This window comes from Aliivibrio fischeri ATCC 7744 = JCM 18803 = DSM 507 (assembly GCF_023983475.1).
Lineage (GTDB): Bacteria > Pseudomonadota > Gammaproteobacteria > Enterobacterales > Vibrionaceae > Aliivibrio > Aliivibrio fischeri.
Genome location: NZ_CP092712.1, coordinates 1,241,196 through 1,256,895, shown reverse-complemented (window position 1 = coordinate 1,256,895; position 15,700 = coordinate 1,241,196). Strand labels below are relative to the sequence as shown.

Genomic DNA, 15,700 nt, shown 5'->3' with positions numbered 1-15,700 from the left:
CTTTGGTCGTATTGTCATCATCTTCAATTGGTTTTACTTTAGTGACTAATTCAATGATAGACGAAAAAATCAAGGATACGACATGGCTGAGCAAGAAACTCATTTAATGGCAATTGATATGCTTTGTTGCCACCTAGGAATATCAAAAGAAGAAGCAAAAGAACAATTAGGTATTTCCTCTTCTAATGATTTGCAGCAACAAATTATGGAAACACAAGAAGCATTGATGTCTTTAGACAAGTAAGCATTTTCTTACAGACACAAAAAAGGCAGCTCTTTTATGAGCTGCCTTTTTCATAGAAACTTAAAACTTATGCAGTTACTGTTTCAGCTTTAGCTTTTACTTCACCAACAGGTAATACAGTACGACCGTACTCACCGTTAATTACTTGAGCCATAGAGAAGTACATTGCACTTAGACCACAGAATAGACCTACGTAACCAGCTAAGTGGCCAATTACTACGCTACCTGTGAAATCACGAGCTGCAAGTAATGCAAATAAAATAGTTAGGCTACCAAATACAACTTGTTTTGCACGTGGGTAGTTAAATGTACCTAAGAACAAGAAGAATGTTAGTACACCCCACATAGATAGGTACCAACCCATGAATGTAGCTGAAGTAGCTTGACCTAGGCCCATTTCAGGCATAAGGATAAGTGCAACTAAAGATAACCAAAAGAAACCGTACGAAGTAAATGCAGTCGTACCAAATGTGTTACCTTTCTTGTACTCCATGATGCCAGCAATTACTTGCGCAGTACCACCATAGAAGATACCCATTGCTAAAATAGCTGTGTTTAATGGGAAGAAACCAGCATTATGCAGGTTAAGTAGTACAGTTGTCATACCAAAAGCCATTAGGCCTAATGGTGCAGGGTTTGCAAGTTTGTTTGACATGCCGAAGCCTCAAAAAAAAGTGTAAAAATTAAAAAGGTATTTAGGCGCGCAGTTTATTTCCGGGTGATGAAGATCACAACCATCATTTATGAAATCTTACATTGCATTTATATAAGTCTCATAAATAAGTCGTTTTACACAAACCATTAACAAGATTAACTTATATAACTTGCTTATTTAGACTCATTATTAATTTACGATTACACTATAGCCTCAGTCATTATTTTAATAGGTAAACCAATGGAATTGGTGTTTTCGTTATTACAACAATTAAGTGTCTATCTGGTTCTTGCTTACCTATTAAGTAAAACCCCTCTCTTCTTACCAATTACAACAATTTCGGCTCGTTGGAGTCACCGTTTTCTATGTTACATCATCTTTTCTGGGTTCTGTATTCTAGGGACTTACTTCGGGCTCGCTATTCAAGATGCCATTGCAAATACACGAGCTATTGGTGCAGTAATGGGTGGCGTTTTAGGAGGACCATTAGTTGGATTCTTTGTTGGTTTAACCGGAGGGCTACATCGTTATTCCATGGGCGGCTTTACCGATCTTGCCTGTGCAATATCAACCACAGCTGAAGGCTTGCTTGGTGGTTTATTTCATCTTTATTTTGTTAGAAAAAACCAAATTGAACAATTATTTAGACCTCGAACCGTATTAATGATTGCCCTTATCGCTGAGTTACTTCAAATGACAATTATTTTGGCAGTAGCAAAACCTTTTGACCAAGCTTATGCACTTGTCTCATCAATTGTATTACCAATGGTAGTCGCAAACTCTATTGGCGCAGCCATGTTCATGAGTATCATTCAAGATAGAAAGGCTATTTACGAAAAATACTCTGCCGCCTTCTCAAATAAGGCGCTCAATATTGCCCAACGTTCGGTTGGAATTTTAAGCCAAGGCTTCAACCAAGAAAACAGCAAACAAATAGCGAAAATCATCTATGAAGAGACTGGTGTTGGTGCGGTTTCAATTACTGATAGAGAGAAAATTTTAGCCTTTATCGGTATCGGTGATGACCACCATTTACCCGATACGCCAATCGCTTCTGACTACACAAAAAAAGCGATTAAACGTAGCAAAGTTATGTACATTGACGGTGATGAACACCCTTACCAATGTTCTATTTGTGAAAAATGTAAACTAGGATCGGCACTTGTTATTCCGCTTATCGGGGCAAATAATGAGGTAATTGGCACCATTAAGCTGTATGAACCAAAACGGAAACTATTTTCTTATATCAATCTAACATTAGGCGAAGGTATCGCTAAATTACTCTCAAACCAGATCTTAACGGGACGTTATTTACAACAACAATCTTTGCTTACTCAAGCGGAACTTCGTGTACTTCAAGCCCAAGTAAACCCACATTTTTTATTTAATGCACTAAATACTATTAGTGCAGTGATCCGTCGTGATCCAACTCGCGCAAGAGAACTGATTCAGCATTTATCGCAATTTTTCCGCATGAACTTGAAACAGAACATTGAACAAGTCACCTTAAGAGAAGAGCTGCATCACGTACAATCTTATTTAGAAATTGAGTTAGCTCGTTTCGCTGATCGTTTAACCGTACATATGGATATTGATGAAAGTCTATACGGTTTGAAATTGCCTACATTTACCTTGCAACCTCTTGTCGAGAACGCCATTAAACATGGAACATCTAACTTATTTGAAGCGGGTGAAATAACAATAAAAGCCTACCCTTCACATCATCAAATTATTTTAGAAGTCATCGACAATGCAGGGTTATATACTGAACAAAACTCAAATAATGGTTTAGGTACCACCATTGTCGACAAACGTTTAAAAAACCAGTTTGGTGATAATTTTGGCTTAACCATGAGTTGTATTAGTAATCAACAAACAAAAGCAACGATTCACCTACCAATAGAGAATAAAAACCATGCTTAAAGCCATAGTGATAGATGATGAACTCTTTGCTAGAGAAGAATTAATAGAGCAATTAAACGAAATTGGTCATATCGATATTATTGCTGAATGTGGAAATGCCATTGACGGCCTAAAGCAAATTAATATTTTAAAACCAGATGTCGTTTTCTTAGATATTCAAATGCCAAGGATTACCGGAATGGAATTAATCAGCATGCTTGATCCTGACACCATGCCTAACATTGTTTTTGTCACCGCTTACGATGAATTTGCTGTTAAAGCGTTTGAAGATAATGCGTTTGATTACCTATTAAAGCCAATAGAACCAGCACGATTACAAAAAACCATTAAGCGTTTAATTCAAGCGGATCAGAAACAAGATCTAAGTCCTTTAAGCCAACCCGATATTGACCTGATCCCTTGCTCTGGTCATAACCGAATTTTGCTTCTTCCATCCAATGAAATTGAAGTAGCAAGTATCCAAGCCTCTGGTGTGGAGCTACTGTCTAAAACAGAAAAAGCCTGCACTCAACTTACTTTAAAAGTACTTGAAGAAAAGACCCCTTTAATTCGCTGCCATCGCCAGTTTTTAATTAATCCACACTTTATTCGTGAGATTAAATTGCATGATAACGGAACTAGCGAGATAGTGACTCAAAATGGCCATATCGCACAGGTTAGTCGACGTTATCTTAAAGAAATAAAAGAGCGTTTAGGTATTCATCATTAACGTGTGAGTATCATCAAAACCACTTAATCCGCTATAAAGCCACTCACTAGCAAATCATAACCACTCACCTTTTTTGGGCGTGAACTCTTTACGCCCAGCAGTATTATACACAGCATCTAATTTTAAAATTTACTTAGCTAACTCTTAAAAGGAATGGATTATGCTTTGGTTTTTAACTTGTGTTGCTGCACTTATCGGTGGTTACTTTTTGTATGGTACTTTTATAGAAAAAGTATTCGGAATTAAAGAAGACCGCCAAACTCCCGCTCATACAAAAACAGATGGCGTTGATTATGTTCCAATGTCGACACCAAAAGTATACTTAGTTCAACTTCTTAATATTGCAGGCGTCGGCCCAATTTTTGGCCCAATCATGGGTGCCCTTTACGGCCCTGCAGCTATGTTATGGATTGTGCTAGGTTGTGTTTTTGCAGGCGCAGTTCACGATTACTTCTCAGGTATGTTATCTGTTCGTAATGGTGGTGCTTCTGTACCAAGTATTACTGGTAAATACTTAGGTAATGGCGCAAAACACTTTATGAATGTATTCGCGATTGTACTGCTACTTCTTGTTGGTGTGGTATTCGTATCAGCTCCTGCAAGCATGTTAACTAACCTAATGAATGACCAATTTAATTTAGGCATTACCATGACCGCAATGGTAGTTATCATTTTCGCCTACTACATTATTGCGACAATTGTTCCTGTAGATAAAATCATTGGTCGTTTTTACCCACTCTTTGGTGGCCTACTCATCTTCATGTCTGTTGGTCTTATTTCAGCGATTGCGATTTCTAGTGACCATTCAATATTAGGTGGTTACGAACCAAGTCAAATGTTCACCAACATGAACCCTAATGATTTGCCATTATGGCCTGCGCTATTCATTACCATTGCTTGTGGTGCTATCTCTGGCTTCCACGCGACACAATCGCCATTAATGGCTCGTTGTATGGAAAATGAAAAGAACGGTCGTTTCGTATTCTACGGTGCGATGATCGGCGAAGGTATTATCGCTCTTATCTGGTGTGCTATCGCTCTATCATTCTTTGATGGTATGGAAGCACTTCAAGCAGCGGTTGCTAACGGTGGCCCAGGTAATGTGGTATACAGCTCTGCATTTGGTCTATTAGGTACATTCGGTGGCATCATTGCTTTCTTAGGTGTGGTAATTCTACCAATCACTTCTGGTGACACAGCATTTCGTTCAAGCCGTCTAATCCTTGCTGAATACTTCAACATGGAACAAAAAACATTACGTAACCGTCTATTAATGGCACTACCACTATTTGTTATTGGTGGCATTCTAACTCAAGTAGATTTCGGTATTATCTGGCGCTACTTCGGTTTTGCTAACCAAACGACTGCGGTAATGATGCTTTGGACAGCAACTGCTTACCTAGTTCGTCATAACAAACTACACTGGATCACAACCGTTCCTGCAGTATTTATGACAAGTGTTTGTATTACTTTCATTCTAAACAACAGCCAACTAGGTTTTGGTTTACCAATGACGCTATCAACCATTACAGGTGTAGTATCAGCGGTAGCCATTGCAGCTCTTGTAATTGTTAAATCAAGAAATAATGGCGAAGTTGATTCAGAAGAAGAAAGTCTTCAATCTTAATAATCACGTTACATAAAAAAAGCCGAACTGTTTAGTTCGGCTTTTTGTTTTTATAATTTGTCTCGTCCTGAAATGTGTTTACACATTTAGGACTTTTATATGACAAATCAAGAAAAAACAAAGAATAAGCGAACTCAACGCGATTATTCATTAGGCTTTAAATTGCAGCTTGTTGCCGCTATAGAAAAAGGCGATATGACCTATAAGCAAGCTCAAAACATTTATGGCATTCAAGGTCGATCTACCGTACTTACTTGGTTAAGAAAACACGGTAAGATGGACTGGTCTCAATCACCTAAGATTATTATGCCTAAATCCCCGAAAGCGAAAGAATCGCCTGCACAAAAAATTAAACGTTTAGAGCGAGAGCTTGATGATGAAAGAATGCGTAATTTATTACTTAATGAAGTAGTGAATATCATGGACGCAGAACATGGTGCAGGCCTTAGAAAAAAGTATATTGCCAAGGAGCAAGAAGTCTTCAAAAGCAGAAAATGATCAGCTTAGAGCGAGCTAGTCAGCTACTTGGCATTACAAGACAATGTATATACCAACAAGAACGTAGAGCTCTGAAACGTGCCGTTGAACTTTCACCGGTTAAAAATATGGTGCAAGAAATTCGTCGATATATGCCTCGTATTGGAGGTAAAAAATTATATTTTTTACTTAAGCCCAAATTCATCACTCATGGCATAAAGTTAGGCAGAGATAACTTTTTTTCCTATTTAAGAAATGAGTGCTTATTAGTAAAACCTAAACGAAGTTATACAAAAACTACCTATAGTAAGCATTGGATGAAAAAACATCCTAATTTACTTAAAGAAGTAACACCTCAAGCATCTGAAGAGGTTTTTGTTAGTGATATCACTTACGTTCAATCACAAAAAGGTATTCATTATTTATCTTTAGTAACAGATGCTTATAGTCGAAAGATAATGGGATATGAATTAAGTGATGAAATGAAAGCTACTGATGTAGTCAAAGCTCTTGATATGGCGATAGATAGCCGTCAATATCAAAGGAGTACGATTCATCATTCAGACCGAGGATTACAGTATTGTTCAAAGGTTTATCAGGAAAAATTGAATAAAAATGATATTAAGCCATCAATGACGGATGGTTATGATTGCTATCAAAATGCATTAGCAGAGCGAATAAATGGGATACTTAAACAAGAGTTTCTTTTGTATGACTGTAAAGATTTAGAGGAGTTAAGGCATTTAGTTGAAGAATCTATTTTTATTTATAATGAAATGCGGCCACATTTAAGCTTGGGAATGAGTACACCAAATCAAGTACACAAAAAAGCCAAGTGCGTACGCACTTAGCTTTCAATTAAAAATCGTCAACGTATTTTAGGACGAGACAATTAAATCACTTATTTTTTCGCAGCAATCGCCGCATAGTCACTTAATAATTTTGATAATACAGGTAACCAATTTAGCGCATCGGTTGGTGGCTTAGCTAAGATTTTCTCAACTAATTCACAGTGTTGTTCTAAAGATACCGCTTCTTCTAAATTAAATAGCATTGCATAAGTGTGCCATAAGATAAGGCGCATCATGCGTAAGCTATTTTGTTGTGCATTTTCAGATTCAGAAAAAGCGTGTGTCACTTCACCAAGCGCTACAGCAGAAAGACGTAGCATCGCATCTAATTGCGCTGTTTGCATGCGATCTTGATCCGTCGTTTCTTCTTGATCAAACGTAAAGATCTCTTGCATCGTCTCTTCTGGAACCATACGGCTAACGACACGGTGGCTAAATTCTTCTAGCTCATGACGTGGCATAGTTACCAAACAAGAAAAAGTATAATCACGTTGCATAATTCAGCCCTACTTCTTCAATTTAGTAATGCGTGCTTTATTTTGAATCACATTTTTTAAACGCATACGACGCTCAGCTGAAGATTGATCTTCATTTGGATTGTTTGTACGACCTTTACGGTTTTTAAATGCAGATTTCGTGTTTACTTTATCAATGTAAGCATCACGGTTCTTTGGCTCATAACCCGGTTGTTCAACACGGCGAATACGCTGTTGAATCAATGTTTCAACTTGAACCACAGTTAGCTCTTCTTCACGGCTAACAAAAGAAATCGCATGACCTTTTTTGCCAGCACGGCCTGTACGACCAATACGGTGAACATAATCTTCTGCTAAGAAAGGCATGTCGTAGTTAATCACGTGAGGTAAATCAGCAATATCAAGACCACGAGCAGCAACATCTGTTGCAACCATCACGCGTGCTTTGCCTTCTTTAAACTCTTCTAATGCACGACGACGAGCACTCTGTGCTTTATCACCATGACAAAGAACCGCTTTAATGCCGTCCAGTTTTAATTCTTTTACGATCTCATTTGCTGTTTCTTTGTAGTTCACAAATACCAGCACTTGTTGCCAGTTTTTACGACCAATCAACTCAGAAAGAAGCTCGGTTTTACGCTCTTCATCTACTGGGTAAACAACGTGTGCAATGGTTGATGCTGTTGTGTTTTCAGGATCAACTGAGATACGTTTTGGTTTACGTAAGATATCACTCGCTAGCTTGTTCATTTGAGCAGAAGATGTCGCCGAGAACAGCATGATTTGCGGAGACGTATTTACTTCCATCATGATATTACGAATAGCGTTAACAAAGCCCATATCTAACATACGGTCTGCTTCATCAAAAACCAAAAACTCAAGATTAGCGATAGATACGTTTTCTTCTTCGATGTGCTCTTGAAGACGACCCGGAGTTGCCACCAAAATATCAACACCCGGCTCTAGAGCACGCTCTTGAGATGACATTTTTTTACCACCAAACACAGAGGTTACTGTCAATGATGTGTATTTAGTGTAATCAGCAATGTTTACTGCGATTTGCTCTGCTAGCTCACGAGTTGGAGCAAGGATCAACGCTCGTGCAGTACGACGAGTTGTTGATTTCTTAGAATCTAATAATTGTTGAATAACTGGTAATGCAAACGCAGCAGTTTTACCTGTACCCGTTTGAGCATTCGCCAGAATATCATGACCTTTACGTGCTAAAGGAATAGCCTTTTGTTGAATTGGGGTCAGTTTTTGATAACCACATTCAGTTAATGCTTTTACGATTTCAGGTGCAAAACCTTGAGATGAAAATGACATAAAGTGGATTCCTTAAGCAAACAGTCTATGTATTCATTATTAATTTAGCCGCGCATTATAGATGATTTACGGTGAGTTAGCGCACATTTTTTCATATTTAGGTACAAAAAAAGCAGAAACACCGGAGTATTTCTGCTTTTAAATCTATTTATGTTTATCTACAAGATTAATGTAGCTTCAAGTTTGGACGTAATACACGGTTAATACGACCAACAAGCATCATTAATGCCGTCTTAAATACGCCATGAAGTGCAATTTGGTGCATACGATACAGTGAGATGTAAACAACACGAGCTATACGACCTTCAACCATCATAGAACCTTTGGTTAAGTTACCCATTAAGCTACCTACTGTTGAGAAGTTACTTAAAGAAACTAACGAACCATGATCTTTATACACATAAGGCTTCATTTCTTGGCTTCGCATCTTGGCTACGATGTTTTTAAACGCATGGCTTGCCATTTGGTGTGCAGCTTGTGCACGAGGTGGAACAAAACCACCGTCTGCTTTTTCGCACGAAGCCAAATCACCAATAACAAAAATATCGTCATCACGTGTGGTTTGCAGCGTCGGTTTAACAACTAACTGATTAATGCGGTTAGTTTCAAGACCTGCAATGTCTTTCATAAAATCAGGCGCTTTAATACCCGCAGCCCAAACCATGATTTGCGCAGGGATCACATCGCCATCTTTCGTATGAAGACCTTCAGAATCTGCTTTTGTTACCATTGTTGCAGTACGAACGTTCACACCCAGCTTAGTTAACTCACTGTGTGCAGCAGATGAAATACGAGGAGGTAACGCAGGAAGAATACGCTCACCCGCTTCTACCAAGTTCACATTCAGTTTTGCCGAATCTAAATCACCGAAACCGTATGAACGAAGCTCTTTAACTGCATTATGAAGCTCTGCCGATAATTCAACACCCGTTGCACCAGCACCCACAATCGCAATATCAACCGTCTTTTGAGTTGGATGTGCGTGCAGTTTCAAGAATTGGTTATTCATTTCTGTACGGAAACGGTGTGCTTGCTCTGGGCTATCAAGGAAAATACAGTTTTCACGAACACCCGGAGTATTGAAATCATTTGATGTAGAACCAATTGCAAGAATTAGGTAATCATAATCAATGTGACGAGTAGGGATAATTAAATCACCGTGCTCGTCTTTAATTTCTGCAAGAGTAATAAACTTCTTCTCGCGATTAATATCGCATAAGCTACCCATTTGAAATTCGAAAGAGTGATTTTTTGCATGTGCACGGTAGCTGATAGCATCAACACCTTCATCCAGTGAGCCCGTTGCTACTTCGTGTAGTAATGGTTTCCATAAGTGACTTGCTTTACGATCTACTAATGTAACTTCAGCACGGCCCTTGCGACCTAATGTACGACCAAATTTTGTAGCGAGCTCTAAACCACCAGCTCCACCACCAACAATAACAATTTTAGTCATTACAATTATCCTCTAAAAAATAAAAAAGGTTTTAACCCGCACATTCGAATTAAAAAATTTGTGCTTACCTCACAATGCAATATCTAGATTGTCTGAAATGAGTAAGTCTTGAGGAAACAGCGTTCACGTTACGCAAAGTTGAGCAATATATGCTTCTTTTTCTTGTTTTTCGCATTATATATCCGTATTTCAGATGTTATCAAGCAGATATAGATGTTATGAAGAAGATTTTTTTAGAGGTGTAAATTAATTGATATAATTGAAAGGAAATGTAACATTATTTTAATTCTTTGGTTTAGATCAAAAAACCTCACGATAATGTGAGGTTTTTATTATGTTTCATTAAGTAAAAAGAGGGTTGTTTAAATGAGTGTTTCCGCGTCTTTAAATGATTTCATTGCTTGAAGATGCTGTGAAATCTTCTTAAATTTGTGTGTTTCTTTTTCATCCCAAATGATTTGGTAGTATGGCTCAAGTTCAGCTGCAGAATCACTATTATCACGAATTTCATCGTTTTTAGATAAAATGCATAAACAGTTTTCTTTATTCTTCTCTCTGAATTTTTCTACACACTTAGTTGCGATATCAGCATACTCTTCTGGGCGATCAATACGACCTTCCATATTCACTTCTGGATGCAGGTTCGGATTAAAAATCACTTGGCGAATACCACAGAGGAAACCAATGCGTTCAGCCCAGAAACCACCTAAGCCCACACCACAAATAATAGGGTTTGGATCACCAGCTTGCTCTATCACTTTATACACTTCTTTAAGCAAATGCTGCATATCATGCTTTGGATGCAGTGTACTGTAGTTAATAAAACGGACATCTTCATCAATAAATTGAAGTTGAACTACTTTCTCATGATTACCTGGGCTATTTGAGTCAAAGCCGTGAAGATAAATAATCATGTTTCCCCCTGTTCTGTGTAAGAGTTTTCCATATAAGTGAATTTAATCTACCACGAAAACTGTGCTTTTAAATCTCTTAACTGAAGCAATACTGAGAACAGTGATCTACACTAGATTATTGCCGATTCATTTCTAACTTAATGGCAATAATTTTCTTATTTTGTTCATTTCTCGCTCAGCTAACTCTTGATAGCAAGTATTTTTGAGTAATTGATGACCTAATAAGAACCACAACGCTCCCATAAAAGTCACCCATGGAGCCCAATGAATCACCGCTCGCTTCCACTCATCAATATTTAAACGACGTTTTTGACAATACAGTGAAATAACATCATCCATATCAAATTGATTAGCAATAATCATAGATGTGAGATCTTGGCTTGGATCGCCCATCGAGGCGTACTCCCAATCAATAAGACCATAGCCATCTTCTTTAACAATAATATTATATGCACCAATATCGTAATGGCATAAACAATGAGAAAAGAAAGCTTGCTCATCTTGCTGTGAGAAATGCTCAAAGTACGCTTTCATTTCTGGTGTTTGATTTTCTGGCACAATCGAATTCCAATAATCAATAATTCGATCTTTTAAACTCATCGGCTTATTTTTTACTTGTTCACTTAACTTATCTAATGAAACTTGATGTACCGAACACAGTAAATCGACAGCGACATCTTGGGCTTTATCAAGCGCAATAACCTCACCTTCAAGCCACTCAACTAATAATCCCTCTTCATTTGCTCCATATACGTTCGGAGAAAAATACTCACCAGATAACGATTGTAGAATTTCATGTTCTTTCGCCCTATCCGCTCCTAGAATCTTTGCTTGTAGAGATATTGGACGCCAGACAAACGAGCCTTCCTTTGCTTCAACTTTCAAACACGCATTGGTTAATCCACCGCTTAGAGCAGAAACATGGGAAATAGTTAAACCAAATTCATTAAATTGTTTATCCATAAAATCTCGTTATATCAGTGAATTAGAATAAGCGTAAATCGAGTTTAACACAGAGTCATAATAAGTTTGATCATGAGACAAAATCACTCACAAAAATGATTTTACAAATTGATTAACTTTATCTATTCAAACATTACAAATTGAATTATTATCCGCGCCCTACGCGTCTCTTCAGGCTTAACGCTTTGTCATTCCTTATAAGACGTTTTTCTTTTATACCTCTCAAAATAAGCAGTTAATCAAACACTTAAAGTAGACTGGTGTTGTAATGGATAGGCTAAAATGTCCTCTAACGCTTTATATACTGATTTATCTGGCTATTACGATTTAATGTGTGCTGACATTGATTATCAATCACAAAGTAATTTTGTACGTCGTATACACCAAATCTTTGGTAATCAAGGAAGAGATTATCTTGACTTAGCGTGTGGAACTGGCCCACATGTACATCATTTTATTAATTATGGCTACCAAGCAAGCGGTTTAGACATTAACCAACCCATGCTTGATATTGCTAAGCAGCGTAACCCTGATGCGAATTTTATTTTGCATGACATGAGTAATTTCAAAGTTGAAGAACCATTGGATTTAATCACCTGTTTTCTTTATTCCATTCATTACAATGCAAATATAGAAAAACTGAGTGAATGTATTGCAAGTGCTCATGCCGCATTAAAGCCTGAAGGTGTGCTTTGTTTTAACTCTGTAGCTAAAAACAAAATCGACAATCGTTCATTTGTAAAACACGCTGCAGAACATGAAGGCAGTCAATTTAGCTTTCAATCAGGTTGGAACTATTGTGGCGAGGGTGAACAACAGCACCTATTGCTGAAAATAGAAAAGACAACAGATGGCGTAACAGAAATTTGGGATGATAAACACCCAATGGTTGCCATTGATTTTGACCAATTAAAAGCCTTGCTAGAGCCATACTTTGATGTTCATATGTTTGAACATGATTACGAGAAAATCACACCACTTGAAGCCTCATCAGGCAATGCCATCGTGGTATGCGTGAAAAAATAGCACTCATAAAAAATCCGCCATTATTGGCGGATTTTTTTATTCTGATTTATTGATAATCAAAATTACAGGTAGTTAGCATCAACTAAATCACTAACTTCCACTTTCTTCACTTCTGAACGTGCATCTAACCAATTTGCTACTGCTAATTGCTCTTCTTCTGTTACTGAACGGTAACGCTCTGTTGAACAAATAAAGCCTTCAAATAGCTCAAGACCACCGCCACCAAAGCACAAGTCAATGCTATTAATGTAGTCAATAAACTCATCCACGAATACATCATATTGATCGAAATCTTTAAATTCAGTAGTACAGCTCACCTCGAAACCAAGAATCGCAAACTCACCTAGGTACAGTTTTTTACGAATGCGGCGATTTTTGTTTTCTAACTTATTCAGTTTCATCGTTTTTCTCTCATTTGGTGGATGTAGTCTCTTTATACTCCTTTCGGCTCCAATACCCAAGCTTTGATTGAAAATAAACAAAAAAGCCAGAGCATGATTAGCTCTGGCTTATAGAAGTTAAGTCATCGTAGGAAGGATTACCAACCTAGTAGGCTTTTCTCTTGTTGCTTACGGATTTCAGTTTCATCAGCCCACTCGATTAGACCTGTTTCTAAATCCATTAAACGCATTGTCATTTTGTAGTATACGTCTTTGTCGCTGCCTGCATTTTTCACGATGCTAGAAAGGTTGCCGTAAAGCATGTATTGAGCACCAACCATTTTACCAAACTGAATTGCTGTGTTTTGGTTTACTAGCTCATCATTATTTTGGAAGTTAAGTTGTGAACGAACTGCTTCAACTCGATCCATATCTACAAAACGGAACTTACCAGAGTTAAGTAGCTTAGTGCTGATTGAATCCGTTACAGATTCCGTATCAATGTGTTCACTTGTTTTGTTTTTAATGCTTTCAACAAAAACAATTGGACGATTACCTTGAGTAATTTGAGCAACAGCACCAGAAGAAAGCATGCTCTCAGTCATCTCACCTGCGATTTTTTGTAAATCAGTTGAACCGAAATCTACAGTTGTTGTTTCAACAGCTTGAGCATCGCCATAGCTTACCTTGTTTGAACAACCGCCAAGTAATACAGCCAAGCTTAATAATGCAATAACACTTTTCTTCATTTTATTTTTACCTCTAGTGAGTCTTTATCTTATAAAAGAAACCATACCCTTCTACATAAATAGCTGACCAAATAATGTTAATAAACAGAGTAGTCAACTATTCATAGAGATGAGTATCAATCTAATGTGCGAATTTGAACACGGAACTGAGTTGCTTCAGGCTTCATAGCCACAGATTGAATGCTCATTGTATCTAAACCACGAACAACAAACGTACGCCAAGGAGAGTCAGAACCGTTAACCTCTAAACCTTGTTCATCATACCAGTAAAAACGGTATTGAAGCTGTTGATCACCCGTAAATTTACTTGTAACTGACACAATACCACGCACCAAACCATTATTGTCTTGTGTTGTGATCTGCTCTACCGATAAACGGTTACCCAATACGTTATCACCAAAGACAACTTTTTGAGTGCTGCTATCAACACTGATCCCTGCTGTTTGACTTGAACTACACGCAGCCAAAGCCAGTGGTAACAAAAGTGCGATAAACCATTTTTTCATTATATTTCCCCTAATTGTTTATGCCACCAAGTGACGGCGTTTCCTTGTCTAGATGACCAGACGACAACGGTATGTCCTTCCTTTACTGTAAAGTCTAGTTCATTTCCTTGATATTGAATTTGATTCTTTCCAGGCTCAATACTCATACTTGTTACACTTATTTGAGCTGGTAATGTTTGCCAGCTACGTGTATCAGGTTGTTCTGTTAATGTATTAAAGATAGTAAAGACCGCATTAACTAACTCTTCTTCTTTGCTGTTTCTTGATGTTTTTCTTAATTCATCTTTAGCAACAACACGTAAAGCTTGTCGGATCACCATTGCAGGAATGCGTTCATTAAGATCGTTTTTCGCCATTAATGTCACATCAGCAACTTGATCACTCGCTAACGACTTACCATTCACTTTTAGTGGCGGAAATACCTGACGTTTGATGTTTTTATAGTAAGGTAACGCTAAATTATATTGAACAAAATTACCTTGGCTATCCCACATAGGTAAGCCCAATCGCCAATCAGACAATGGCGGTAAAATACCTTGTTCATCAATAATAATCACACGACTATCAGAGCGTTTTGGTACTTGATACGCACCGTATTGCTTCTCTAGCATTTTGATATCGTTACGCATACCCAGTTTACGAGCAACACGTTGAACCGATTCGATCACCGTCTTATTATTTGGTGCAACGGCCAATGCACGCTTGTAATCAATATAAGCGTCATTTAACGAACGATTGGTTTCATAAAGCAAACCAGAGTAATAAAAAAGGTAGCCATTTTGAACTGCAGCAAGTTCATTCCCAACATCTGGGTAATTCGCTAAAATCGCGCCAACATTCGCCTTAACGCCCTCTTTCTTTGCTTCTTTCTCTGCTTTTCGTAAATCTTTTTCTCTGTCTCTTTTGGCTTGCTCTTGAATATAGTTCGCCTTACGAACCTCAACTAAAGCCCCTTCTAAATCGTTATTTTTTAGATAATTTAGAGACAAATATAAATGCAAGTAACCTAACTCGTAATCCGCGGGTTTATAGTCAATTAAATTATCGTTAGTAACTAAAGAGCCCACTTGATTTGCTGAATCAGAAACAGAGATAGTCGCTTGATCACTTTGTACTCTCGCGGCTTGCTCTGCTACTTCAAAATCCGTTTTACTCTCCGCATATTGCTCGCTTAATAAAGCAATACGACCAAGCTCCATATTATCAAGAATTGGGCCACCCACTTCCTGTTCTTCAAGAGTATAAGCTTGTTTTGCTTCACCACTTTTCACTAATTGATAAACATCATTAGTTTGAGCTGAATAATGACTAAACAAATTGCCAACAGACATATTTGCACAGCCAGAAAGCAGCAAAGCAAAAGTAACTATGGTGGATTTCTTCAATATTGAATTCATTATTATAAGAAACTCATCGTT

General features: G+C 37.8%; 16 protein-coding genes. 6 read left to right on the top strand and 10 right to left on the bottom strand.

Annotation, left to right across the window (positions count from 1 at the left end; genetic code table 11):
* The first annotated feature begins 82 nt into the window (after positions 1 to 82).
* Positions 83 to 244, top strand: coding sequence for a hypothetical protein (locus AVFI_RS05915; protein ID WP_005418974.1), 162 nt, complete (start codon positions 83 to 85; stop codon positions 242 to 244).
* 67 nt (positions 245 to 311) lie between these two features.
* Here the strand turns inward: AVFI_RS05915 and AVFI_RS05910 are convergent, their stop codons facing one another.
* Complete coding sequence (locus AVFI_RS05910; RefSeq protein WP_065597291.1) at positions 312 to 899, bottom strand: acetate uptake transporter; 588 nt, start codon at positions 897 to 899, stop codon at positions 312 to 314.
* Positions 900 to 1,139: 240 nt separating this feature from the next.
* Here AVFI_RS05910 and AVFI_RS05905 point away from each other — a divergent pair, with 240 nt between their 5' ends.
* From AVFI_RS05905 to AVFI_RS05890, 4 genes are all read left to right on the top strand, one after another.
* Positions 1,140 to 2,822, top strand: coding sequence for a sensor histidine kinase (locus tag AVFI_RS05905; protein WP_065641377.1), 1,683 nt, complete (start codon positions 1,140 to 1,142; stop codon positions 2,820 to 2,822).
* Entirely contained in the window at positions 2,815 to 3,531 is a 717-nt protein-coding gene (gene btsR / locus AVFI_RS05900; protein WP_054775906.1) for a two-component system response regulator BtsR, read from the top strand. Before AVFI_RS05905 ends, btsR begins: the two co-directional genes overlap by 8 nt.
* A gap of 160 nt (positions 3,532 to 3,691) precedes the next feature.
* On the top strand, positions 3,692 to 5,158 hold the full coding sequence (locus AVFI_RS05895) for a carbon starvation CstA family protein (RefSeq protein ID WP_188863743.1): 1,467 nt from the start codon (positions 3,692 to 3,694) through the stop codon (positions 5,156 to 5,158).
* Positions 5,159 to 5,257: 99 nt separating this feature from the next.
* A protein-coding gene (locus AVFI_RS05890) for an IS3 family transposase (protein WP_408580437.1) occupies positions 5,258 to 6,486 on the top strand; the annotation gives its coding sequence in 2 pieces (ribosomal slippage) (positions 5,258 to 5,621 and positions 5,621 to 6,486; 1,230 coding nt in all).
* Between the two features lie 50 nt (positions 6,487 to 6,536).
* On the opposite strand, the gene AVFI_RS05885 is transcribed toward AVFI_RS05890, so the two are convergent.
* The 5 genes from AVFI_RS05885 to thiK form a co-directional block, all read right to left on the bottom strand.
* A complete protein-coding gene (locus AVFI_RS05885) occupies positions 6,537 to 6,983 on the bottom strand; it encodes a hypothetical protein (protein WP_011261773.1) in 447 nt (148 codons plus the stop codon).
* 9 nt (positions 6,984 to 6,992) lie between these two features.
* Entirely contained in the window at positions 6,993 to 8,288 is a 1,296-nt protein-coding gene (locus AVFI_RS05880; protein ID WP_188863236.1) for a DEAD/DEAH box helicase, read from the bottom strand.
* 166 nt (positions 8,289 to 8,454) lie between these two features.
* Positions 8,455 to 9,744, bottom strand: coding sequence for an NAD(P)/FAD-dependent oxidoreductase (locus tag AVFI_RS05875; protein ID WP_005418943.1), 1,290 nt, complete (start codon positions 9,742 to 9,744; stop codon positions 8,455 to 8,457).
* Positions 9,745 to 10,106: 362 nt separating this feature from the next.
* A complete protein-coding gene (ycfP, locus tag AVFI_RS05870; RefSeq protein WP_017018147.1) occupies positions 10,107 to 10,658 on the bottom strand; it encodes an alpha/beta hydrolase YcfP in 552 nt (183 codons plus the stop codon).
* Positions 10,659 to 10,790: 132 nt separating this feature from the next.
* Positions 10,791 to 11,621 (bottom strand): thiamine kinase, encoded by an 831-nt coding sequence (gene thiK, locus AVFI_RS05865; RefSeq protein ID WP_188863237.1) that lies wholly within the window; start codon positions 11,619 to 11,621, stop codon positions 10,791 to 10,793.
* 282 nt (positions 11,622 to 11,903) lie between these two features.
* Here thiK and AVFI_RS05860 point away from each other — a divergent pair, with 282 nt between their 5' ends.
* Entirely contained in the window at positions 11,904 to 12,647 is a 744-nt protein-coding gene (locus AVFI_RS05860; protein WP_188863238.1) for a class I SAM-dependent DNA methyltransferase, read from the top strand.
* Positions 12,648 to 12,709: 62 nt separating this feature from the next.
* Here the strand turns inward: AVFI_RS05860 and AVFI_RS05855 are convergent, their stop codons facing one another.
* The 4 genes from AVFI_RS05855 to AVFI_RS05840 all read right to left on the bottom strand — a co-directional run bounded on the left by AVFI_RS05855 (position 12,710) and on the right by AVFI_RS05840 (position 15,679).
* Entirely contained in the window at positions 12,710 to 13,048 is a 339-nt protein-coding gene (locus tag AVFI_RS05855) for a YggL 50S ribosome-binding family protein (protein WP_012534078.1), read from the bottom strand.
* 137 nt (positions 13,049 to 13,185) lie between these two features.
* A complete protein-coding gene (gene lpoB, locus AVFI_RS05850; protein WP_005418930.1) occupies positions 13,186 to 13,776 on the bottom strand; it encodes a penicillin-binding protein activator LpoB in 591 nt (196 codons plus the stop codon).
* 116 nt (positions 13,777 to 13,892) lie between these two features.
* The gene (locus AVFI_RS05845) at positions 13,893 to 14,282 is read right to left on the bottom strand and encodes a YcfL family protein (RefSeq protein WP_005418928.1); all 390 of its coding nucleotides are present in this window, start codon (positions 14,280 to 14,282) and stop codon (positions 13,893 to 13,895) included.
* On the bottom strand, positions 14,282 to 15,679 hold the full coding sequence (locus tag AVFI_RS05840; RefSeq protein ID WP_054776110.1) for a COG3014 family protein: 1,398 nt from the start codon (positions 15,677 to 15,679) through the stop codon (positions 14,282 to 14,284). The genes AVFI_RS05845 and AVFI_RS05840 overlap by 1 nt, the downstream gene beginning before the upstream one ends.
* Positions 15,680 to 15,700: the final 21 nt, after the last annotated feature.